This is a genomic window from Massilia sp. UYP11, from assembly GCF_050434805.1.
GTDB lineage: Bacteria > Pseudomonadota > Gammaproteobacteria > Burkholderiales > Burkholderiaceae_D > Telluria.
In genome coordinates, this window is record NZ_JBNDJE010000005.1 from 196,025 (window position 1) to 218,577 (window position 22,553).

Annotated in this window: 14 protein-coding genes and 1 pseudogene; 7 read left to right on the plus strand and 8 right to left on the minus strand. The window is 66.6% G+C overall.

The window, feature by feature from the left end; genetic code table 11:
- Positions 1 to 2 precede the first annotated feature (2 nt).
- The 8 genes from ABIB38_RS11340 to cphA (ABIB38_RS11375) all read right to left on the minus strand — a co-directional run bounded on the left by ABIB38_RS11340 (position 3) and on the right by cphA (ABIB38_RS11375) (position 10,415).
- Positions 3 to 245, minus strand: coding sequence for a hypothetical protein (locus ABIB38_RS11340; protein WP_429203896.1), 243 nt, complete (start codon positions 243 to 245; stop codon positions 3 to 5).
- A gap of 129 nt (positions 246 to 374) precedes the next feature.
- Positions 375 to 515 (minus strand): hypothetical protein, encoded by a 141-nt coding sequence (locus tag ABIB38_RS11345; RefSeq protein WP_429203897.1) that lies wholly within the window; start codon positions 513 to 515, stop codon positions 375 to 377.
- A 153-nt stretch (positions 516 to 668) separates the two neighbouring features.
- Complete coding sequence (proX, locus tag ABIB38_RS11350) at positions 669 to 1,718, minus strand: glycine betaine/L-proline ABC transporter substrate-binding protein ProX (RefSeq protein ID WP_429203899.1); 1,050 nt, start codon at positions 1,716 to 1,718, stop codon at positions 669 to 671.
- Between the two features lie 15 nt (positions 1,719 to 1,733).
- Positions 1,734 to 2,855, minus strand: coding sequence for a glycine betaine/L-proline ABC transporter permease ProW (gene proW / locus ABIB38_RS11355; RefSeq protein ID WP_429203901.1), 1,122 nt, complete (start codon positions 2,853 to 2,855; stop codon positions 1,734 to 1,736).
- Positions 2,852 to 4,087: a glycine betaine/L-proline ABC transporter ATP-binding protein ProV gene (gene proV / locus ABIB38_RS11360; protein ID WP_429203903.1), complete on the minus strand. Its 1,236-nt coding sequence runs from the start codon at positions 4,085 to 4,087 to the stop codon at positions 2,852 to 2,854. The genes proW and proV overlap by 4 nt, the downstream gene beginning before the upstream one ends.
- A gap of 681 nt (positions 4,088 to 4,768) precedes the next feature.
- A complete protein-coding gene (locus ABIB38_RS11365) occupies positions 4,769 to 5,551 on the minus strand; it encodes a MaoC/PaaZ C-terminal domain-containing protein (RefSeq protein ID WP_429203905.1) in 783 nt (260 codons plus the stop codon).
- A 91-nt stretch (positions 5,552 to 5,642) separates the two neighbouring features.
- On the minus strand, positions 5,643 to 8,222 hold the full coding sequence (gene cphA, locus ABIB38_RS11370) for a cyanophycin synthetase (RefSeq protein WP_429203907.1): 2,580 nt from the start codon (positions 8,220 to 8,222) through the stop codon (positions 5,643 to 5,645).
- A gap of 24 nt (positions 8,223 to 8,246) precedes the next feature.
- Positions 8,247 to 10,415: a cyanophycin synthetase gene (gene cphA, locus ABIB38_RS11375; protein WP_429203909.1), complete on the minus strand. Its 2,169-nt coding sequence runs from the start codon at positions 10,413 to 10,415 to the stop codon at positions 8,247 to 8,249.
- Between the two features lie 295 nt (positions 10,416 to 10,710).
- On the opposite strand from cphA (ABIB38_RS11375), the gene ABIB38_RS11380 reads away from it, so the two are divergent.
- The 7 genes and pseudogenes from ABIB38_RS11380 (at position 10,711) to ABIB38_RS11410 (ending at position 22,533) form a co-directional block, all read left to right on the plus strand.
- The gene (locus tag ABIB38_RS11380) at positions 10,711 to 12,990 is read left to right on the plus strand and encodes an ABC transporter ATP-binding protein (RefSeq protein ID WP_429203911.1); all 2,280 of its coding nucleotides are present in this window, start codon (positions 10,711 to 10,713) and stop codon (positions 12,988 to 12,990) included.
- On the plus strand, positions 12,991 to 13,470 hold the full coding sequence (locus ABIB38_RS11385; protein WP_429203913.1) for a DUF1854 domain-containing protein: 480 nt from the start codon (positions 12,991 to 12,993) through the stop codon (positions 13,468 to 13,470).
- A gap of 134 nt (positions 13,471 to 13,604) precedes the next feature.
- Positions 13,605 to 14,141, plus strand: a pseudogene (locus ABIB38_RS11390) (pyridoxamine 5'-phosphate oxidase family protein).
- 14 nt (positions 14,142 to 14,155) lie between these two features.
- Positions 14,156 to 15,403 carry a glycosyltransferase gene (locus ABIB38_RS11395; protein WP_429203915.1) on the plus strand — a complete coding sequence of 416 codons (1,248 nt, stop codon included), beginning with the start codon at positions 14,156 to 14,158 and terminating at the stop codon, positions 15,401 to 15,403.
- A 108-nt stretch (positions 15,404 to 15,511) separates the two neighbouring features.
- Positions 15,512 to 18,040, plus strand: coding sequence for an excinuclease ABC subunit UvrA (gene uvrA, locus ABIB38_RS11400; protein WP_429203916.1), 2,529 nt, complete (start codon positions 15,512 to 15,514; stop codon positions 18,038 to 18,040).
- Between the two features lie 168 nt (positions 18,041 to 18,208).
- Positions 18,209 to 21,706, plus strand: coding sequence for a response regulator (locus ABIB38_RS11405; RefSeq protein ID WP_429203917.1), 3,498 nt, complete (start codon positions 18,209 to 18,211; stop codon positions 21,704 to 21,706).
- A 35-nt stretch (positions 21,707 to 21,741) separates the two neighbouring features.
- Positions 21,742 to 22,533 (plus strand): CheR family methyltransferase, encoded by a 792-nt coding sequence (locus ABIB38_RS11410; RefSeq protein WP_429203941.1) that lies wholly within the window; start codon positions 21,742 to 21,744, stop codon positions 22,531 to 22,533.
- The last annotated feature ends 20 nt before the right edge of the window (positions 22,534 to 22,553 follow it).

Consider the following 22,553-nt stretch of genomic DNA (forward strand, 5'->3'; position numbering starts at 1 on the left):
CCTCAGGTCGTCAGGACCACGAACTCATGCGCGTTTTCGACAAACGACGTGTTTGCGAGCATCAAGGCGATGTCGAGGTCCGTGCGCAGCAGCGACCTGGCGCTCACCAGGTTCCAGGACTCCACCAAAACCTTGACGGCCGCCGAAGCGCTGACGCCACGCTTGACCGCGCCGCTGGCGAGCAAATCGAGCGGGAAGAACGGCGTTCCGCTTCCGCCGATCATGGCTTCCCAGGCAACGAGCAAGTTTGTCTGTCTTCGTCCAGTCGCAGCAAAACCGCTTGGAAAGGTTGAGTGTGCAAGGGATTCATGAATCGTTGGTCAGTCGACGCGTTAAACCGCGCGGGGAGCAAAGGGGGACTGAATTCGCGATTTTTAGGCGAGAAAAGTGTCGCTGCCTCTTGAAGAGATGCTTAAAAAAGTCGCGCCATGGTATTGCTGCATCATGGGAGTGAGCTTTTCCGTCGCGCTGTGCTTGATGGCGGCGGCGTTGATTTCTTTGGGAGCGGTGGTCATGTGGTCTGAATCGGTACGGCTTGGCGCGTGGAAGGCCAGGACTTGCCATTTTAACCCGATCGACCCGGCAGTCCGCGGCAAAGATCGTCGTTGCTCGACAGTTTTTCGTCCGCAACGCCGGTGGCCGCAAGAAGCGGGCCACCTTTCCAGGGATTACGGTTTCGCGGCTGCCTTCGCCTGTGCAATCCAGCTATCGAACAGTTCTTGGTGGAACTTGATCCAGCCTGCCGTATGGCGCGCGATGTCCGCCTGCGATCCTTGCCCATTGCGCACGCGTTCGTTCTGCGCATTGATGTCGGCAATCGGCAGGCGCATGACCTCGAACAGCTTGACCGCTGCCGGATTCTTTTCGGCCCAGGCGCGATTGACGACGAAGCGCGTGGTGTTGACCGAAAATCCATAGTCGCTGCCATCGGCCAGGCGGGTGTTGGCGTTTTGCGGATTCGACGAATGCGGCACCTGCAGCCACACGACGTCCTTGCCGGGAACAAGCACGCTGCTGACCCAGTACGGCGTCCAGGTGTAATACAGGATGGATTCCCCGCGCCCGTAGCGGCCGATCGTATCGGCGATCAGCGCCGAATAGCTGCCCTGCACGTGCTTGATCGTCGGACGTAGTTTATAGCCGTCCATATGGTGTTCGATCATGGCTTCGCAGCCCCAGCCCGGATCGCAACCGGTCAGGTCGGCCTTGCCGTCGCCGTCATGGTCGAACAGCCGGGCGATGCCCGGGTCGCGCAGCTGGTCGAGTTGGGTGATGTCGTACTTCTCGGCCGTGGCCTTGTCGATCAGGTAGCCCTGCGCGGCCGGGCCGGCATACTGGCCGGTGCGCAGCAGCTTGGCGTCGCCGCCGCCATTGTCGTAATAGTCCTGGTGCAGCGGGTCCCAGTGCACCGCGAGGAAGGTCGCGTCGCCATTGCCGACGGCGACGTGCGCGGTCGGGTAGGCGACTTCCTTGATCGGTTGCGTTTCGTAGCCCAGCTGTTCCAGCGCGCGGTTGGCCAGCATGGTCTGGAAGGTTTCCTCGGCCAGCGGGCCTTGCAGGGCCTGCACCTTGACGCCCTTGCCGGGCAGGCTGGCGCCTGGGGTTTGCGCCGTCGCGATGCCGGTGCTCAGGGCGAGCCCGGCAAGTACCAGGGTCGAGATCCAGCGGAATGCGCGCCGTGTTTTATAGGTGGCGTTGAAGTGGTCGGTTTGACGCATCGGGTTCCTTTCGAATTATTGTGCGGTGGCGGGCTTGGCGCCCGGGTCCGCATCGGTGCGCGCGGCGCCGCCGAGGCGGCGCAGGACGAAGCCGACCGGACCGGTCTGGTACCAGTGGCGCACGCCGCGGCGCGGTTGCCCCATGGCCTGGGTCAGGCGGTCGAGCATGATGGCCAGCAGGACGATGCCGAGGCCGCCCACGGTGGCCAGGCCCATGTCCAGGCGGCCGATGCCGCGCAACACCATCTGGCCGAGGCCGCCGACCGCGATCATCGAGGCGATCACCACCATCGACAGCGACAGCATCAGCGACTGGTTGATGCCGGCCATGAGCGACGGCATGGCCAGCGGCAGTTGCACGCGGGTCAAGAGCTGCCAGGGCGAGGCGCCGTAGGCGCGCGCTGCTTCGATCAGGTCGGGGCGTACCTGGCGAATGCCGAGGTTGGTCAGGCGCACCAGCGGCGGCAGGGCGAAGATGATGGTGACGATCACGCCCGGCGCATTGCCGATACCAAACAGCATGACCACCGGCACCAGGTAGACGAAGGCCGGCGTCGTCTGCATGGCGTCGAGCAGCGGGCGCAGGATGTTTTGCGCGCGGTCGCTGCTGGCCAGGAAGATTCCCAAGGGTAATCCGATGACCAGGCAGAACACCAGCGAAGTGAGCACCAGCGACAGGGTGACCATCGCTTCCGGCCACACGCCCAGCATGGCGATCGCCAGCAGCGCCAGCACGGTGCCGACGGCCAGCGCGCGGCTGGTGAACTGCCATGCCAAGAGGCCAATGATGGCGATCAGGACGAGCGAGGGCACGGCCAGCAGCAGCTGGCTGGAACCGGTCAGCGTCGCGTCGATCGGCGCGCGCACGGCCTGGAAGAAGGGGCGGAAATGCTCGACCACCCAGCCCAGGCCGTCGTTGATCCAGGATTGCAGCGGCAGCGCGCCATCGAAGATGCGCGCCAGGCCGACGCTGCCGGCGTCCCCGGGCGTGACGGCCGGCGCGGCGTCGAGCCAGGAGGTGTCGCCCGGCGGCGTCGGCAGCCAGGGGTTGGCCTGGGCGGCCTGTTCTGCTGCCTGCCCTGCGGCTTGTTCTGCGGCCGGCTGGACTGCCGTGATACTGTTTTCGGTGGTGCTCATGCTGGTCCTTTCTGAGTCGGGGCCTCGGGAATGGCGGGCGTGTCGGGGTCGAGGAATTTCAGCAAGGTGGTCTTGCTGATCGCGCCGCACAGGCGTCCGTCATCGGCCACCACCGGCACCGCGTACGGCAGTTGCGCCACCTGGCCGAACAGCCCGGCGACGGGCTCGTCCGCCTTGATGGTCTGCACTTCCGTCAGGAAGGCATGCGCCAGGCCCAGCGGGCCGGAATGGCCGTCGAGGGCGCTGCGCAGGGAATCGACCGACACCAGGCCGAGGAATTCGCGCTGCGGATTGACGACGTAGGCGTAGGTGCGGTCTTGCTCCTCGAGCATCGACAGCGCCGCGCGCGAGCCGCGGGTCGGCGATTCCGACACCACGATCTGGCTCTTGCGGGCGATGTCGCCGGCCTTGAACACCGCCGCCGCATCGACGCCGCGCACGAAACTGCGCACGTAGTCGTTGGCGGGCTTGCGCAGGATTTCCTCGGGCGTGCCGACCTGCACCACGTGCCCATCCTTCATGATGGCGATCCGGTCGCCGATGCGCATCGCCTCGTCCAGGTCGTGCGAGATGAAGACGATGGTGCGGCGCTTGATCTGCTGCAGGCGCAGTAGCTCGGATTGCATCTCGGTGCGCATGATCGGGTCGAGCGCCGAAAACGCCTCGTCCATCAGCAGGATCGATGGATCGCTGGCCAGCGCTCTGGCCAGGCCCACGCGCTGCTGCATGCCGCCGGACAGCTCGTCGGGATAGCTGGCGCCATAGGCCGCCAGGCCGACCTGTTCCAGCGCCTGCCGCGCCTGGGCATGGCGCTCCGCCCTGGGAATGCCGGCCAGCTCCATGCCGAAGGCGGTGTTGTCGAGCACGGTGATATGCGGCAGCAGCGCGAACGACTGGAACACCATGCTGATGTCCTTGCGGCGCAAGGCGCGCAGCTCGGCGTCCGGCAGCGTGTTGATGTCGTTGCCGTCGACCAGGATGCGGCCGTCGGTCGGCTCGACCAGGCGGTTGAGCATGCGCACCAGGGTCGACTTGCCCGAGCCCGACAAGCCCATGATGACGAAGATCTCGCCCGCTTCGATGGTGAAGGTGGCGTCGAACACGCCGATCGTGCAGCCGGTCCTGGCCAGGATGTCTTGCTTGTCGGCGCCCTGGCGCACCAGCGCCAGCGCGTCGTCGGGCCGGTCGCCGTACACCTTGAAGACATGGTCGATGATGATTTGTTTTGCCACGTTGTTGTTCTCCTTCGATTGGGCGAATGAATGAAACCCTGCGGCCATTGGCGCTCATGGGAGTGGGTGGACCCGCGCCGTCGTCGGTGCAAATGGCGTGCAAGCGCAGGCGGCGCAAGGAACTGGCACGCTGGACCGGCGAGGGGATGCTGACGACAATGACGTCAACGACTACGGATGCAGACGCTGGGCCTGAGAGCGATTTCCCATCAATGGATGGAAAATACGGTGCGGCAGGGTATTGCTAAAAGTAACTATTGCCTAATGGGCATGAATTATAGTTAAAATCTAATGATAAGTCAATCTGATTTATTTATTGTGGCAGGCACTGGTCTGTCGCGGCTTCCCACCGTCCTTCTAGGGCAATGCGCCCGTTGCAGATCGCATGGAAGTCGTTTCCGGTGTCGCAGGCGTGCAAGGTCACCTCCGCGCTAATGCCGTGAAGTTAAGCTGCTGAGCTAGCAGTCAACTACGTCGTCCCCGCGCAGGCGGGGACCCAAGTTCTGCAAACATCGTCGAAACGCTTGCATGATTGGGTCCCCACCTGCGTGGGGACGACGTTTATACGCTGACTCAAGAAGACTTTCGCCTTCACTTGACGTCATTGCCACCTCCGCGCCCATCTCGACAAGCAGCCGTGATCGACCGCCAAGATCCCAGGCGGCTACAAGGAGCGCCCGCTCATGAATACCTTCCTTCCATGGCGAGACGCCCGCCGCACATGACAGCGAACTCGCCGTCGCTGCCGCCTGCCAGCAACGTGACATCGGCGCCCAGCGCCACCGGCTGGCGGAAGTGGCACCAGAGCGCGGCGATGTCGCGCTCCGTCGATGCCTGCAGCAGCGAACATGCCTTCGCCAGCGTGTGCGCGCCGTGGATGATCGGCGCGCGCATGCCCATCAGGCGCGCCGACCATGGCCACAGGTGGATCGGGTTCCAGTCGCCCGACAAGGCCGCATAGCGCCGGCCGGCGTCATGCGCGACGGTCCAGCGGCCGAGCGCCTGACCGGACGGTGCGTCGGGCTGCGGCGCGGCGCGGCTGGCACGGCTGCCGCGCCGGATCAGATAGGTGCTGTCGCAGGAAAAGGCCAGGCGCTCGCCGTCGAAGGCGCGCGTCTCCAGCACGCAGTGCAAGGCGCCGTTCGGCGCCGGGGGCGGCAAGTGCAAGGCGGTCGCCAGCGCCAGCGGCGCGTCATGCGGCGCCGGGCCGTGCAGCGCCAGCCGGTTCTCGACATGGATCAGGCCTGGAATGCGAAACGGGATCGGGCAGGCCAGCATGGTGGCCAGTTGCGCGCGCTGCGCCAGCAGATAGAGGAAGGTGACCGGAATGGCGACGCCCGCGAATCCAAACGCGGCGTTATAGCGGCGCACGTGATCGAGGTCGATCCGCTCAAGGCGCCAGGTGGCGCCGATCTGGCTGGTCGGCGCGCGCGCCGGGCGCTTGACGAGCGCCCGCAGCAGCATGGCCGCGCCCAATGGAGGAAGAGCGGGAAGGGAAGCGGGGGACGGAATGCGCATCCGCGCAGGATAGCACTCCGTCCAGCCCGGCGGAACGTCAGGCCGCCTTGGCCTGGGTCACGCGCCGCGTGATGTGCGCCAGCGCCGCATCGACCTGGTCGATCAGCACCAGGCACAGGTCGCCCTCGTTCAGGCGGTCGAGCGCGCGGTCGATGGCGACGAATTCGCCATTGATCTCTTCCACGTGGCCGGTGCGGGTGGCGCCGGCCAGGCCCGCGCGCAGCAGCGCGATCACCTCGCCGTCGGCGCGGCCGCGCTGGCACTGGTCCTGGTACAACAGCACGTCGTCGAACGCCTTGCCGAGGATTTCGGTCTGCTGGCGGATGTCCTGGTCGCGGCGGTCGCCCGCGCCGCTGATCACCACCGAGCGGCGCTTGGCCGGCATGCCTTCGACCGCATTGACCAGCGCGGCGATCGCGTCCGGATTGTGGCCGTAGTCGGCGATCACGGTGGCGCCGCGGTAGTCGAACACATTGAAGCGGCCCGGCGCGTTGTCGCTCTCGCCCACGAAGGTCTTCAGGCCCAGGCGGATCGCGTCCCACGACGTGCCCACGCCCCAGGCGGCCGCCACCGACGCCATCACGTTCTCGACCTGGAAGCCCACCACGCCGCCACGGGTGATCGGCACTTCCTTCAGGTCGATGCGCTCGATGAAGCGGCCCTGCGCGGCGACCAGGTGGCCGTCTTCCACGAACACGACGCGGCGGCCCTGGGCGCGGTGCATCGCCATGACGGGCAAGCCCACGTCCTGGGCGAAGAAGGTGACGTCGCCGCGGGTCTTCTCGGCCATCGCCGCCACGGTCGGGTCGGCGGCGTTGAGCACCGCCATGCCGCCCACGGCCACGTTCTGGACGATCACGCGTTTCAGCACGGCCAGGTCTTCCAGCGTGGTGATGTAGTTCAGGCCCAGGTGGTCGCCGGCGCCGATATTGGTCACCACCGCGACCTGGCAACGATCGAACGCGAGGCCTTCGCGCAGCAGGCCGCCGCGCGCCGTCTCGAACACGGCGGCGTCGACGTCCGGGTGCTGCAGCACGTTGCGCGCGCTGCGCGGACCGCTGCAGTCGCCGCTGTCGATGCGGCGGCCTTCGATGTAGACGCCGTCGGTATTGGTCATGCCGGTGCGCAGGCCCGACGCGGTGAGCAGGTGCGCGATCAGGCGCACGGTGGTGGTCTTGCCGTTGGTGCCGGTCACGGCCACCACCGGGATGCGGCCGTTGTCGCCGTCCTTGTACAGGGTGTCGATGATCGCTTCGCCGATCGCGCGCGGCTTGCCGAACGACGGCGCCAGGTGCATGCGCAGGCCCGGCGCGGCGTTGACTTCGACGATGCCGCCGCCCACCTCTTCCATCGGTTTCAGGATGCTGTCGGCCACCAGGTCGACGCCGCAGATGTCCAGGCCGATCATGTGGGCGGCGGCGATCGCGCGCTCGGCCACTTCGGGGTGGACGTCGTCGGTCACGTCGGTGGCGGTGCCGCCGGTCGACAGGTTGGCGTTGTTGCGCAGGACCACGCGCTGGCCCAGGGCCGGGACCGAGTCGGCGTGCATCCCTTGCTGCACCAGGGTGCCCAGGGCGATGTCGTCGAAGCGGATCCTGGTCAGCGACGTGGCATGGCCGTCGCCGCGGCGCGGGTCGCGGTTCACCTCGTCGACCAGCTCGCGCACGGTGTGCTTGCCGTCGCCGATCACCTGCGGCGGCTCGCGCCGCGCGGCGGCCACCAGCTTGTCGCCGACCACCAGCAGGCGGTAGTCGTGGCCCGGCAGGTAGCGCTCGACCAGGATGTCGTCGCGAAATTCGCTGGCCGCCCTGAAACCGGCGTCCAATTGCTCGCGGGTGGTGACGTTGACCGTCACGCCCTTGCCCTGGTTGCCGTCCTTGGGCTTGATCACGACCGGCAGGCCGATTTCCAGGGCCGCGGCCCAGGCGTCATCGGGGTCGACCACGCTGCGGCCCTGCGGCACCGGCACGCCGGCCGCATCCAGCAGCTTCTTGGTCAGCTCCTTGTCCTGGGCGATCGACTCGGCGATGGCGCCGGTGGCGTCGATCTCGGCGGCCTGGATGCGGCGCTGGCGGCTGCCCCAGCCGAACATCACCATGCTGCCCTCGGTCATGCGGCGAAACGGGATGTTGCGCGCCACGGCGGCCTGCACGATCGCGCCGGTCGATGGGCCCAGGCGCACGTCTTCGTCCAGGTCGCGCAATTGCTTCAATGCGGCGGCCAGGTCGAACGGGGTGTCGTCGCGCGCCGACCCGATCAGCTGCTGCGCCAGGTCCAGCGCCAGGCGGCCGACGTCTTCCTCGCTGTATTCGACCACGACCTGGTAGATGCCGGTTTCCAGGGTGGCGGTGGTGCGGCTGAAGGTCACCGGGCAGCCGGCTTCGGCCTGCAGGGTCAGCGCCGTCAGTTCGAGCACCTGCGCCAGCGGCACCGTGTCGTGGTGGCCATAGGGCTGCAGGGCGCCCATCTGCGGGAAGCGCACGCGCAGGCGCGATTCGAAACCGGCCAGGGCGTCGATCGATGCTTCCTGCGGCGTGCACGCCACGATGGCCTCGACCGAGGTGTGGTGGCTCCAGAGATTGGGGCCACGCAGGGCCCGTACGCGAGATACTTCCATAAACCGTGTTCCTTTATTGATGGATTACTTCTTCGGCGTCGCGTCGAAGGCGCGCAGGCCGCCGCACAGCAGGTCGCTCGGCACGCCGAGCGCCCACGCGGCGGCCACCGCCGCCAGCACGTTTTCCGGGTACTTCACGGTCGACGGCTTCATTGCCGACAGGGCGATCAGCGGCGTTTCCTGCTCGCCCGCGGCCAGCACGATGCGGCCGTCGCGCGTGAACACGATGCGTTCGCCGTTCTGGCGGTGCGCGGCCAGGATCGGGTTGGTCTCGTCGGCGGCGTAATAGATGACGCTGCCGTCGCACAGTTCGGCCAGGCCGGCGACCTGCGCGTCGGCGGCATTCAGCACCGCCACGCCGTCCGGCAGGATCACGTCGACCTGGCTGCGGATCACGTTGCGCATCGCCTCCTGGTCACGGATGTAGAACTCGGCCACATCCTCGATGCCGTTCATGTCGGTCACCACGCCCACCGTGCAGCGGTCGTAGGGCAGGCCGTCCTGCAGGATCGAGCGCGCGTTCGATTCGAACACGGCGGTCTCGACGTTACGGTTGATCAGGATGCGCTGGGCCGCTTCGACGCCGGTCGAATCGCGATTCGAGATGGCGCGCGCGTTCAGGTACAGGCCTTCGCCGTTGGCGACGCCGACCTCCTTGCCCGTGATGTTGACCAGGCAGCCGACCAGGCGCGTGATCAGGCTGCAGCCCTTCGAGCCGGTCACGCCCACCACTGGAATGCGCGCCGTCTGCTCTTGCTCGAACAGGTGGTCGATGATGTCCTTGCCAACGTTGCGCGCCGTGCCGCTGGCCGGCTTCATGTGGGCCAGCAGGCCCGGGCTGGCGTTGACTTCGATGACGGCGCCGCGCTGCTCTTCCAGCGGACGCGAGATGTCTTCGCACACCAGGTCGATGCCGGCGATGTCCAGGCCGACGATGCGCGCGGCCAGGGCGGCGGCGTAGGCGACGTCGGGATGCACCAGGTCGGTCACGTCGTCGGCGACGTTGCCGTTCACCTGGATCAGCACTTTCTGGCCCTCGGCCGGAACCGAGTCGGGCGTCAGGCCCTGGCGCTGCAGCTGCAGCTGGTTCTCTTCGCTCTCGCGCGGCTTGACGGGGCTGAGCGGGAATTCCTCGCTCTCGCCGCGGCGCGGGTCGATGTTGATCTGGGTGTCGCACAGCTCTGCCACGCTGTGGCGGCCGTCGCCGGTCACCCAGACCGATTCGCCGCGGGCGCAAGCCACCACCTTGCGGCCGACCACCAGCAGGCGGTGTTCGTTGCCCGTCACGTAGCGCTCGACCAGCACGGATTTGCTTTCGCCTTCTTCGGAAGCGATCGTGTAGGCCGCCTTGACCTCAGCCTCGGTCATCAGGTTGAGCGACACGCCGCGGCCGTGATTGGCGTCGATCGGTTTGATCACCACCGGCAGGCCGATGTCCTGGGCTTCGTCCCAGGCGGCGTCGATGCTGCGCACGATCGCGCCTTCCGGCACCGGCACGCCGCACGAGGAGAGCAGGGACTTGGTCATGTCCTTGTCGCTGGCGATGCCTTCGGCGATCGCGCTGGTGCGGTCGGTCTCGGCGGTCCAGATGCGGCGCTGGGCGGCGCCGTAGCCGAGCTGCACCAGGTTGCCGTCGGTCAGACGGATGGAAGGAATGCGGCGATCCGTGGCGGCGTCCACGATGTGGGCGGTCGAGGGGCCCAGGCAGTGGCGGTCGACCATGTCGGTCAGGCGCGCGACTTCGGCGGCGAGGTCAAACGGCGCGTCGTTGATCGCGGCCATCATCAGGCGGTGGGCCACGTCCAGGGCGGCGCGGCCGACGGTTTCGTCGCGGGTGCGGAAAGCCATCTTGTAGATGGCGTGTTCCCCGGTCGACCGGGTCTTGCCGAAGCCGGTCTTCATGCCGGCCAGGTTCTGCACCTCGAGCACGATGTGTTCGAGGATGTGGCCGGCCCAGGTGCCGTCGACCAGGCGCTCCAGGAAGCCGCCGCGGTAGCCGAGCCCGCAGTGGTGCTCGACCAGTCCGGGCAGCCAGGCGGTCAGGCGCTCGGTGAAGCCGGGAAGAAGGTTCGACGGATAGTCTTCGAGCTCGCCGATGTCGAGCCAGGCCTCGAGTACCGGACGGTAGGTCCAGATATTCGGTCCGCGCAGATAGGTCACGCGCAGGAATTTGATGTCATTCTTCTTGGTCATGTAATCACTTTTGCCGCCTGGCGCCTCTCTTGCGCTGGCGACTTGTCCTTGTCTGCCCGACTTTCAAAACGGTGCCGAAAGCGGCCGCGACCCGCCTGAAACAGGACCACTTGCCAACCTGCTGCGCCGCAACATTCCTACTATCACGTTTTCCGTGTCATCCAAACGATACGCACAAACGTTTTACCGCTCTGTGGAGCGTTTCACGCAACGGCGTAACGACGGTCCTCGTGCATCGCCGAGCCGGCGCCATGTCCACCCTTCGAGAACAAAAGCCTGTTATCGGGCGCAATACATGACAACTCAACAACCTGCTATTCCATCGTCGCTTGCGGTAGCCGCCAGTTCTGTACCTGAACAGTGGCAAAGTGACGTCGCGAAACAGCTTGCACCAGGGGAAAACGTTTTAAGCAGCGTAGAGGTTGACCTCGACGCGAAATTACATTTTTCAAAAGGCCTGGTGCTGGTCACCGATCGCCGCCTGCTGGCGCGCGCGCCGGGCGAAAGCGGGTGGCGCGACTGGCCGCACCGCGCCGGCACCGCGCTGCACCACCATGACCACGCCGGCGTCGGCCATCTCGAGCTGGTCGACGACGGCGGCTTGCTGGCCGCCTGGCGCTTCACCCTGGGCCAGAACCTGCACGCGATCCGCGTCGCCGACCATTTCCGCGACCAGGTGCACAGCGTGGCCAGCGGCGTGCCCGTGCAGCCGCCCGACCAGCACACTTGCCCGAGTTGCAAGGCCCCGCTCGAACCGGACCAGGAAGACTGCCCGATCTGCGAAAAGGTGCTGCATACGCCGCCGTCGACCTGGACGCTGTTCCGGCTCTGGCGCTTCGCCAAGCCATACAAAGGGCAGTTGCTGCTGGGCTTCCTGCTGATGCTGGGCTCGACCGGCGCGCACATGATCCCGCCTTACCTGACGATGCCGCTGATGGACAACGTCCTGATTCCGTACCAGAACGGGCAGGCCATCGACACCAATATTGTTTATTTATACATGGGCGGCCTGTTTGGCGCCGCACTGCTGGCCTGGCTGCTGGGCTGGGCCAAGACCTACGTGCTGGCGCTGGCCTCCGAACGCATCGGCGCCGACCTGCGCTCGACCACTTATGAACACCTGATGCGGCTGTCGCTGGAATTCTTTGGCGGCAAGCGCACCGGCGACCTGATGGCGCGCATCGGCAGCGGTTCGGACCGGATCTGCGTGTTCCTGTCGCTGCACCTGCTCGACTTCCTGTCCGACGTGCTGATGATCATCATGACGGGCCTGATCCTGTTCACCATCAATCCGTGGCTGGCCGTGGTGACCTTGCTGCCGTTGCCGTTCATTGCCTGGATGATCCACATCGTGCGCGACAAGCTGCGCACCGGCTTCGAGAAAATCGACCGCGTCTGGGGCGAGGTGACCAATGTGCTGGCCGACACCATCCCCGGCATCCGGGTGGTGAAGGCCTTTGCCCAGGAAAAGCGCGAGGCGGCACGCTTCCGCGAAGCCAACAAGCACAATTTGACGGTCAACGACAAGCTGAACCGGGTGTGGTCGCTGTTCTCGCCCACCGTGTCGTTCCTGACCGAACTGGGCCTGCTCGTGATCTGGTGCTTCGGCATCTGGCAGGTGTCGCGCGGAGACATCACGGTCGGCACCCTGTCGGCCTTCATCGCCTACAGCGGCCGCTTCTACGTGCGCCTGGATTCGATGAGCCGCATCGTGTCGGTGACACAAAAGTCGGCGTCGGCCGCCAAGCGCATCTTCGACATCCTCGACCACGTTTCGAGCGTGCCGGACCCGGTTAATCCGGTGAAGGTCGACAAGGTCGCGGGCAATATCGAGCTGCGCGAAGTCGGTTTCCGTTACGGCAACCGCGCGGTCAACCGCGGCATCTCCCTCAAGATCAAGGCCGGCGAAATGGTGGGCCTGGTCGGCCACAGCGGCTCGGGCAAGAGCACGCTGGTCAACCTGATCTGCCGCTTCTACGACGTGTCCGAAGGCGCGATCCTGCTCGACGGCCAGGATATTCGCTCATTTGCCGTGGCCGACTACCGCCGCAACATCGGACTGGTGCTGCAGGAGCCGTTCCTGTTCTTCGGCACGATCGCAGAGAATATTGCTTATGGCAAACCGAACGCAACGCGCGAAGAGATCATCGCGTCGGCGCGCGCCGCCCACGCCCACGAATTCATCCTGCGCCTGCCGCAGGGCTACGATTCGATGGTCGGCGAGCGCGGCCAGGGCCTGTCGGGCGGCGAGCGCCAGCGCATCTCGATCGCGCGCGCCTTGCTGATCGACCCGCCGATCCTGATCCTGGACGAAGCGACGTCGTCGGTGGATTCGGAAACCGAAAAAGAAATCCAGAAAGCGCTCGACAACCTGGTGCAGGGCCGCACCACGATCGCCATCGCGCACCGCCTGTCGACCCTGCACCGGGCCGACCGCCTGGTGGTGCTGGACCGCGGCGTGGTGGTCGAAGAAGGCAATCACGACGAACTGATGGCGCGCGAAGGCGCCTACCACCGCCTCTACGAAGCGCAGGCGCGCAACGTGGACCAGGACCTGGACGACAAGGACGCATAAATGACTACCGTTTCGACCATCCCCTTCCAGCTGCGCCGCGACAGTTTTGGAAAACTCGTGATCACGCTCGAAAACGGCGAGGAATGGGTCGGCGTGACGCCGGTGCGCGCCTTCCCGATCCAGGCGCCGACCAGGGGCATCTCGCTGGTGCGCGAAGGCGGCAAGGAAGTCGCCTGGATCGACGACCTGGCCGACATGCCGGACGCGATCCGCACCCTGATCGGCGAGGAAATCGCGGGCCGCGAGTTCATCCCCGAGATCCTGGCCATCAAGGACGTGACGAGCTTCGCCACGCCCTGCACCTGGTTCGTCAAGACCGACCGCGGCGACACCGAGTTCGTGCTGAAGGTGGACGAGGACATCCGCCGCATCGGCGAAGCGTCGCTGCTGGTGGCGGACAGCCACGGCATCAACTTCCTGGTGCGCGATATGTTCAAGATCGACAAGCACAGCCGCAAGATCCTCGATCGCTTCCTCTGACCCTGGTATGAACGGGCGCCGGGCGGCGCGTTTTTCTGAAGCGTCGTCCAGCGTTCGGCCTCCCACATACCGTCGGTAACAATCCGGTTACAGTCTTCTCATCGGCCACATGGCCACGCTTTGAGGAGAAGACAATGGATTCCATCAACCGCAACCAACCCGAACAGAACCGCCGCGACCTGGCCGGTGTGGACGCCATCGAGCGCATCAAGGACATGATCGACGCTGCCGATGCGTGCTTCTTTTGCACCGGCAATGGCCAGGGTCCGAGCCGCGGCGTGCGCCCGATGAGCGTGCGCGAGACCGACGATGCCGGCGCCATCTGGTTCCTGAGCAGCATCGACAGCCACAAGAACCAGGAGGTGCAGGCCAATCCGACCGTCAAGCTGTTGTTCCAGTCGGGCAAGCATTCGGGTTTCCTGGAACTGGACGGCCACGCCGAGATCTCGCAAGACAAGGCGCGCATCAAGCAATTGTGGAACCCGCTGCTCAAGACCTGATTCACGGAAGGCGAGGACGATCCGCGCATCAGCGTCGTCAAGATCACGCCCAAGGCCGGCTATTACTGGGACAACAAGCACGGCGACGCGGTGGCCGGCGTCAAGGTCGCGGTCGGCGCGGTGCTCGGCAAGACGCTCGACGATTCGATCGAAGGCACGCTGTCGTTCTAAGAGGAGAAGAGCGGGTGCATTTCATCCTGGCGACGATCGGCTCGGCCGGCGACCTGTTTCCCTTCCTCTGGATCGGCCGCGCGCTGCGCGAGCGCGGCAACCGGGTCGATTTCCTCGGCCCGGAGCAGCATGCGCACTACGTCAAGGCGGCCGGGCTCACTTTCCACGGCCTGCCGGCCGACATGGCCGTGCTCGACCATCCCGACCTGTGGCACGCGACCCGCGGCCTGGCCGTGGTGTGGGAAGCGACGCGGCCGGCGATGGCGCAGCTGCCGCGGGTGGTCGAGGCGCTCGCGCGCGAACAGCCGAACGCGCGGCGCGTGCTGCTGGTGCATCCGCTGGCGTTGCCGGAGGCCGACCTGTGCCGCCACGCCTGTCCTGGCCTCAAGGTCGCGGCGGCCTGGCTGGCGCCCGCCAACCTGCCGACCGTGCACGACCCGCTGCTGCTCGGTCCCTGGCCGGTGCCCGCCTGGGTGCCGCACGGCGCACGCCGCTGGCTGTGGCGGGCGCTGGCGGCGTACTCCCTCGACCCGGTGGCGCTGCCGGGCCTGAACAAGGCGCGCGCGCAGCGCGGCTTGCCGCGGGTCGCCAGCATGATCGACTTCATTCCCTTCGTTCCCGACCTGTCGCTGGCATTGTTTCCCGACTGGTTCGCCGCGCCTCAGCCGGACTGGCCGCAGCCGCTGTACCAGGCCGGCTTTCCGCTGCACGATCCCGCCCCGAACGCCGCGCCGAGCGCCGCGCTGCGCGCCTTTCTCGACGGCGGCAAGCCGCCGGTCGTGTTCACCCCCGGCACCGGCAACCGCCAGGCGCGCGGCTACTTCGAGGCGGCGGCGCAGGCGGTGGCCGAACTTGGCCTGCGCGCGGTGTTCCTGACGCCGCACGCCGAACAGTTGCCGGCCACGCTCGGCCCCCACGTCTGCTGGCAGGAATACGTCCCTTTGCGCTCCTTGCTGCCCCACGTCGCGGCCCTGGTCCACCACGGCGGCATCGGCACCACGGCCGAAGCCCTGCGCGCGGGCACGCCGCAGCTGGTCGTGCCGCTGGCGCACGACCAGTTCGACAACGCGGCGCGGGTGGTGGCGATGGGGGGTGGCGCCAGCCTGCACGCGGCGCGCGTCACGCCGGCGCGCATGGCGAGGGCCTTGCAAGGGGTGGTCGGGAACACGCAGCTCGCGGCGCAGAGCGCCGGGCTCGCCATGCGATTCGCGGGGCAGGGCGGCGTCGATGGATTGTGTGCGCGCCTGGAGACCCTGGCTTGACCGCATTGTTGGCAAGCGCACCGACGTCGGGCGCCGGCAGGCGTCCAATGGTGGATTCTCGATGATGTCGGAGGGCAGATGCCCAGCAAAAATTCCAACAAGAAACGTATGGCCGAAAGCAGGGCCGAAGACGGCTACGTCCACGTGCGCGGCGCGCGCGAACACAATCTGAAGAACGTCGACCTCGACATTCCGCGCGGGCAGCTGGTGGTGTTCACGGGCGTGTCCGGCTCGGGCAAGTCGTCGCTGGCCTTCGGCACCCTGTATGCGGAAGCCCAGCGCCGTTACCTGGAATCGGTCTCGCCCTACGCGCGCCGCCTGTTCCACCAGATGCCGGTGCCCGAGGTCGACGCGATCGAAGGCCTGCCGCCGGCCGTCGCCCTGCAACAGCAGCGCGGCACGCCGACCGCGCGCTCCTCGGTCGGCAGCGTCAGCACGCTCAGCAACTCCCTGCGCATGCTGTACTCGCGCGCGGGCGACTATCCGCCAGGGCAGGAACTGCTGTACGCCGAATCGTTCTCGCCCAACACCCCGCAGGGCGCCTGCCCGCGCTGCTCGGGCCTGGGCCGTATCTACGACGTGACCGAAGCGTCGATGGTGCCGGACGACAGCCTCACGATCCGCGAGCGCGCGATCGCCGCCTGGCCGCCGGCCTGGCATGGCCAGAACCTGCGCGACATCCTGGTCACCCTCGGTTACGACGTCGATACGCCATGGCGCGACCTGCCGAAGAAGGACCGCGACTGGATCCTGTACACCGACGAGAGCCCGACGGTGCCGGTCTACGCCGGCCTCACGCCCAAGGAGACGAAGGCGGCATTACGGCGCAAGGACACGCCCAGCTACCAGGGCACCTTCACCGGCGTGCGGCGCTACGTCACGCAGACGTTCGCCAATACCGAGAGCGCCTCCATGAAGAAGCGCGTGGCGCGCTACATGGTCAGCAGCGCCTGCCCGGAATGCGAAGGCAAGCGCCTGCGGCGCGAATCGCTGTCGGTCACCTTCGCCGGCCACGACATCGCCGAGATCTCGCGCCTGTCGCTGGCGCGCCTGGCCGAGCTGCTCCAGCCGTATGCGCTAGGCAAGGACAAGGACAAGGAAAAGGACAAGGCGCACCTGCACAACGAGCAGCTGATCGTGCGCCGCCGCATCGCCGCCGACCTGGTCGCGCGCCTGGAAGTGCTGCTGGCACTGGGCCTGGGTTACCTGGCGCTCGAACGCAGCACGCCGACCCTGTCGCCGGGCGAACTGCAGCGCCTGCGGCTGGCGACGCAAGTGCGCTCGAGCCTGTTCGGCGTGGTGTACGTGCTCGACGAGCCCTCGAGCGGCCTGCACCCGGCCGACACCGAAGCCCTGCTCGATGCGCTGGCCGAGCTGAAGGCGGCCGGCAATTCGCTGTTCGTGGTCGAACACGCGCTGGACGTGATCCGGCAGGCCGACTGGCTGGTCGACGTCGGCCCGCTGGCCGGCGAGCGCGGCGGCCAGGTGTTGTACAGCGGCGTGCCGGAAGGACTGCGCAAGGTCGAACAGTCGCAGACCAGGCGCTACCTGTTCGGCGAGGCGCCGCCGCCGCAGCGCACGCCGCGTGCGCCGAGCGGCTGGCTGAAACTCGCGGGCGTGCACCGCAACAACCTGAAGGGCCTCGAAGTCGCCTTTCCGCTCGGCGTGCTGACCAGCGTGACCGGCGTGTCGGGCTCCGGCAAATCGAGCCTCGTGAGCCAGGTGCTGGTCGAACTGGTGAGCCAGGCCCTGGGGCAGGGCGGCGCGGAGCCGGAAGAGCAGCCGGACGAACCGGATCTGGAACGCGACGAGGAACTGCCTCTGGCCGGCCACATCGTATCCGGCATGGAGGGCGTGCGGCGCCTGGTGCGGGTCGACCAGAAACCGATCGGCCGCACGCCGCGCTCGAACCTGGCGACCTATACGGGCCTCTTCGACCAGGTGAGAAAGCTGTTCGCCGCCACGAAGGATGCGAAGCAGCGTCGCTTTGATGCCGGCCGCTTCTCGTTCAACGTCGCCAAGGGCCGCTGCGAGCATTGCGCCGGCGAGGGCTTCGTGATGGTCGAGCTGCTGTTCCTGCCCAGCGTCTACGCGCCATGCCCGACCTGCGAAGGGGCGCGCTACAACGCCGAGACGCTCCAGGTACGCTATCGCGACCGCAACATCGCCGAGGTGCTGGGCATGACGGTGGGCGAAGCCAGCGCGTTCTTCAAGGACGAAGCGTCGGTCGAGCGCGCGCTGGAAGTGCTCAGCGAGGTTGGCCTGGACTACCTGCGCCTGGGTCAGCCGGCCACGGAACTGTCCGGCGGCGAGGCGCAGCGCATCAAGCTGGCGTCCGAGCTGCAGCGCGCCACGCGCGGCAATGCACTGTATGTACTGGACGAGCCGACGACCGGCCTGCACCCGGTCGACGCCGACCGCCTGATGGTGCAGCTGAACCGCCTGGTCGACGCCGGCAACACCGTGATCGTGGTCGAGCACACGATGCGGGTGGTGGCCGGCAGCGACTGGGTGATCGACGTCGGCCCCGGCGCCGGCGACGAAGGCGGTTCGGTGGTGGCTTCCGGCCCGCCCCAGGAAGTCGCGCGCAACAAGAAAAGTCGCACTGCGCCCTACCTGGCAGCCCAGATGACCTAAGGCCGAACAACCGGCGCGCCGGGCGCCTTGTGGAATTTGTGTTTATTTTGATAAGATCATCGTGCGCCGGCCGCTACCGGCTTGCGCACGACCGTGCCGCTCTGGTGTGCGTCGAATCATGTAGTTGAGTTACACTTGGGATATTTTTTTTCTAACATAACAACAAGCATGGCCGGTCCAACCATCAAAAACAGCGAGTTTCGCCGCATCCTTACCCGTAATGTCGCGCTGCCGCTGGGCATGAGTATCGTGAGCGCGCTCGTGTTTGTAGGCATCATCGCCTACCTGATCAACAGCCTGACCTGGGTCGAGCATTCCCAAAAGGTGATCGGCGGGGCCCATGAGATCCGCAAGCTGTCGGCCGACATGGAGGCGGGCATGCGCGGCTACCTGCTGGCGGGTGACGAAGAATTCCTCTCGCCCTACGTCCAGTCCAGGCAGCGCATGGCGTCCAGCCTGGAGTCGCTGGGCGACCTGGTCAAGGACAACATCGCCCAGGCCGAGCGCCTGACCCGGATTTCCCAGATCCAGAAGCAGTGGGAAGCCTTCGCCCAGGAGATGATCGACCGCCGCCGCGCCAATGACATCAGCTATATCGATGCCGTCAGAAGTGGCCGCGGCAAGGCGCTGACCGACGAGATGCGGCGCGACTTCGACCTGGTGCTGGCGTCCGAGATGGGCCTGCTGCAGGAGCGCAGCGATTCGGCGCGCAGCATCACCTTCTGGTCGGTGGCCGCCTTCCTGCTCCTGTCCGCGGTCGTCGGCGGCAGCCTGGCCGCCTTCGGCCGGCGCCAGCTGGTGCGCCTGTCCGAGACCTACAACGAGGTGCTGGGGCACGAGGCCGAGCACAACGAAAAACTGCGCCACCAGGACTGGCTGCGCACCGGCCAGAACGAACTGAATATGCGCAGCGCCGGCCAGATCGACCTGGAGCCGCTGGCCGAGGCCGTGCTGCCCTACGTGGTCAAATACCTCGGCGGCGTGATCGGCGCCATGTACGTGCGCAGCGAAGATGGCGCGATGCGCCGCATCGGCGCCTATGGTTTCAGGCATACCGACACCGAGCGCGCCGAGTTCATCGCGCCGGGCGCCACGCTGGCCAGCAAGGCAGCCGAAGAGAACCGCCTGCTGGTCCTCGACCAGCTGCCGCCCGACTACGTCAAGGTGAGCTCGAGCCTGGGCGACACGGCGCCGCGCGCCGTGATCATCGCGCCGTTCCACAACCACGGCAAGGTCAAGGGCGTGTTCGAGATCGCCTTCCTGCGGCCGGTGGAGCAGCGCGACCGCGAGTTCCTGGGCTTCATCGCGCAGTCGGTCGGCGCAGCCATGGCCGCGGTGCTGTATCGCCAGCGCCTGCAGGCCGCGCTGGAAGAAAGCCAGACCCTGAACGAGGAATTGCAGGTGCAGCAGGAAGAGCTGCGCACCGCCAACGAAGAGCTGGAAGAACAGTCGCGCGCGCTGGAAGAATCGCAGTCGGCGCTGGAAAACCAGCAGGCCGAGCTGCGCACGACCAACGACCAGCTGGCCGAGCAGGCGCTGAACCTGGACATGAAGAACGCGGCCCTGCAAGCGGCCCAGGAGCAACTGCACCAGCGCGCGGTCGAACTCGAAAGCGCGAGCCGCTACAAGTCCGAATTCCTCGCCAATATGTCGCACGAGCTGCGCACGCCGCTGAACAGCTCCCTGATCCTGGCCAAGCTGTTGTCCGACAACACCAGCGGCAACCTCTCCGACGAACAGGTGCGCTTCGCCCAGACGATCTATTCGGCCGGCAACGACCTGCTGCAGCTGATCAACGACATTCTCGACATCTCGAAAGTGGAGGCGGGCAAACTGGAGCTGGTGCCGGAAGACGTGCCGGTGCGGCGCGTGGTCGAGGGCCTGGCGCGCACCTTCGAGCCGCTGGCGCGCCAGAAGCAGCTCGAGTTCAGGATCGCCGTCGAGCCTGGCGTGCCGGCCAGCCTGCACACCGACCGCCAGCGCATGGAGCAGATCCTCAAGAACCTGCTGTCGAACGCCGTCAAGTTCACCGAAGTCGGCTCGGTCAGCCTGTCCGTGGCGACCACGCCTGACGGCGACGTTGCCTTCCGGGTGCAGGACACCGGCATCGGCATCGCGGCCGACCAGCAGGACAAGATCTTCGACGCCTTCCACCAGGCCGACGGCACCACCAGCCGCCGGTTCGGCGGCACCGGCCTGGGCCTGTCGATCACGCGCGACCTGACCCGCCTGCTGGGCGGCAGCGTGACCGTATCGAGCGCGCCGAACGAGGGCAGCGTGTTCACCCTGGTCCTGCCGCGCGGCATCCCGGCGCTGCCGGCGCCGGCCGAGTTGCCGGTCGTGTCGGCCCCGCTGCCGCATTACACGCCGGCGCCCGCAGCGGCGCCGACCGCCGTGGCGCCCACGGCGCCCGCTACGCCCACTGGCAGCGCCGAACCGGTCGGCAGCTTCCCGGACGACCGCGACCGATCGGCCGACGGCCGCCGCACCGTGCTGGTGGTGGAGGACGAGGCGCCGTTCGCGCGCATCCTGTACGACCTGGCCCACGAACTCGATTACCGCTGCCTGGTGGCGATGAGCGCCGACGAGGGGCTGGCGCTGGCCGTCAGCCAGCGTCCGGACGCCGTGCTGCTGGACGTGCGCCTGCCGGACCGCTCGGGCCTGACCGTGCTGCAGCAACTGAAGGACAATCCGTCGACCCGCCACATTCCGGTGCACGTCATCTCGAGCATCGAGAACGGCGGCGAAGCCCTGCACCTGGGCGCCATCGGCTATGCGCTCAAGCCGGCCAGCCGCGAAGCGCTGGAAGAGGTGTTCCGCAAGCTGCAGGAAAAGTCGGCCCAGAAGATCAAGCGCGTGCTGCTGGTCGAGGACGACGAGCGCCAGCGCGACAGCGTGGTGGCCCTGATCGCCGACGACGACGTCGAGATCGCGGCCGTGGGCACCGCCAGCGAGGCCCTGACCCATCTGAAGAGCGACGTGTTCGATTGCATGATCATCGACCTCAAGTTGCCCGACATGCAGGGCGGCGAGCTGCTCGAACGCATGTCGCACGAAGAACTGTGTTCCTTCCCGCCGGTGATCGTGTATACCGGCCGCAACCTCACGCGCGACGAAGAGGCGCAGCTGCTGCGCTATTCGCGCTCGATCATCATCAAGGGCGCGCGTTCGCCGGAGCGCCTGCTGGACGAAGTGACGCTGTTCCTGCACAAGGTGGAGTCCGAGCTGTCGACCGAGCGCCAGACCATGCTCAAGGCGGTGCGCGGACGCGACCGAGTGTTCGAAGGCCGCACCATCCTGCTGGTCGACGACGACGTGCGCAATGTGTTCGCATTGACGTCGGCGCTGGAGCAGCGCGGGGCCAGGATCGAAGTCGGTCGCAATGGATTTGAAGCAATAGCGAAACTGGATGAGGTGCCGGGGATCGACCTGGTGCTGATGGATATCATGATGCCGGGCATGGATGGGCTGGAAGCGATGCGCCGCATCCGCGCCGACGGCCGTTTCGACCGCCTGCCGATCATCGCCATCACCGCCAAGGCCATGAAGGACGACCAGGAGCAGTGCCTGGCCGCCGGCGCCAACGATTACCTGGCCAAACCGATTGACCTCTCCCGCCTGTACTCGCTGCTGCGGGTCTGGATGCCCACCCTGGAGCGAATTTGAGCCAACCCCCGAGCGACTTCGACATCGAGCTGCGGATGCTCGTCGAGGCCGTCTACCTGAAGTACAACTACGATTTCCGCGACTACACCGGCGCTTCGCAGAAGCGCCGGGTGCTGGTCGCCATGCGCGAGATGGAATGCGCCACGGTGTCGGAACTGCAGTCGAAAGTGCTGCACGCGCCGAACGGCTTCGCCCAGCTGCTGCAATACCTGACGATCCCCGTCACCGAGATGTTCCGCGATCCGGAATACTTCCTGGCGGTGCGCGAGCAGGTGGCGCCTTTCCTCAAGACCTATCCGTCGCTGAAGATCTGGGTGGCCGGCTGCAGCACCGGCGAGGAAGTGTATTCGCTGGCGATCCTGCTCAAGGAAGAAGGGCTGCTCGAACGCAGCATCATCTACGCGACCGACATCAATCCCGAATCGCTCGATGCCGCGCGGCGCGGCGTGTTCCCGCTCGAGCGCATGCGCTTGTATACGGAGAACTACCAGAAGTCCGGCGGCAAGGCCGCATTCTCGGATTACTACACGGCCGCCTATGGCGGCGTGCTGTTCGAGCGCAGCCTGATGGACAACGTGACCTTCGCCGACCACAGCCTGTCGACCGACAGCGTGTTCTCGGAGACCCATTTCGTCAGCTGCCGCAACGTCCTGATCTATTTCAACCGGCGCCTGCAGGACCGCGTGCTCGGCCTGTTCCACGATTCGCTGTGCCACCGCGGCTTCCTGGGCCTGGGCAGCAAGGAAAGCATCGACTTTTCGGGCTACGCCGACCGCTTCGAGGCGCTTGCCAAGCGCGAGCGCCTGTTTCGCAAGGTGTCGCCGTGAATCCCGCACAACAGCTGGCC

Coding starts and splice junctions, on each gene's coding strand:
- uvrA (WP_429203916.1), top strand. CDS start 15,512: ATGGCCGAAAGCAGGGCCGAAGACGGCTACGTCCACGTGCGCGGCGCG.
- cphA (WP_429203909.1), bottom strand. CDS start 10,415: ATGACCAAGAAGAATGACATCAAATTCCTGCGCGTGACCTATCTGCGC.
- proX (WP_429203899.1), bottom strand. CDS start 1,718: ATGCGTCAAACCGACCACTTCAACGCCACCTATAAAACACGGCGCGCA.
- ABIB38_RS11345 (WP_429203897.1), bottom strand. CDS start 515: ATGACCACCGCTCCCAAAGAAATCAACGCCGCCGCCATCAAGCACAGC.
- ABIB38_RS11405 (WP_429203917.1), top strand. CDS start 18,209: ATGGCCGGTCCAACCATCAAAAACAGCGAGTTTCGCCGCATCCTTACC.
- proW (WP_429203901.1), bottom strand. CDS start 2,855: ATGAGCACCACCGAAAACAGTATCACGGCAGTCCAGCCGGCCGCAGAA.
- ABIB38_RS11365 (WP_429203905.1), bottom strand. CDS start 5,551: ATGCTGCTGCGGGCGCTCGTCAAGCGCCCGGCGCGCGCGCCGACCAGC.
- cphA (WP_429203907.1), bottom strand. CDS start 8,222: ATGGAAGTATCTCGCGTACGGGCCCTGCGTGGCCCCAATCTCTGGAGC.
- ABIB38_RS11385 (WP_429203913.1), top strand. CDS start 12,991: ATGACTACCGTTTCGACCATCCCCTTCCAGCTGCGCCGCGACAGTTTT.
- ABIB38_RS11410 (WP_429203941.1), top strand. CDS start 21,742: ATGCTCGTCGAGGCCGTCTACCTGAAGTACAACTACGATTTCCGCGAC.
- ABIB38_RS11380 (WP_429203911.1), top strand. CDS start 10,711: ATGACAACTCAACAACCTGCTATTCCATCGTCGCTTGCGGTAGCCGCC.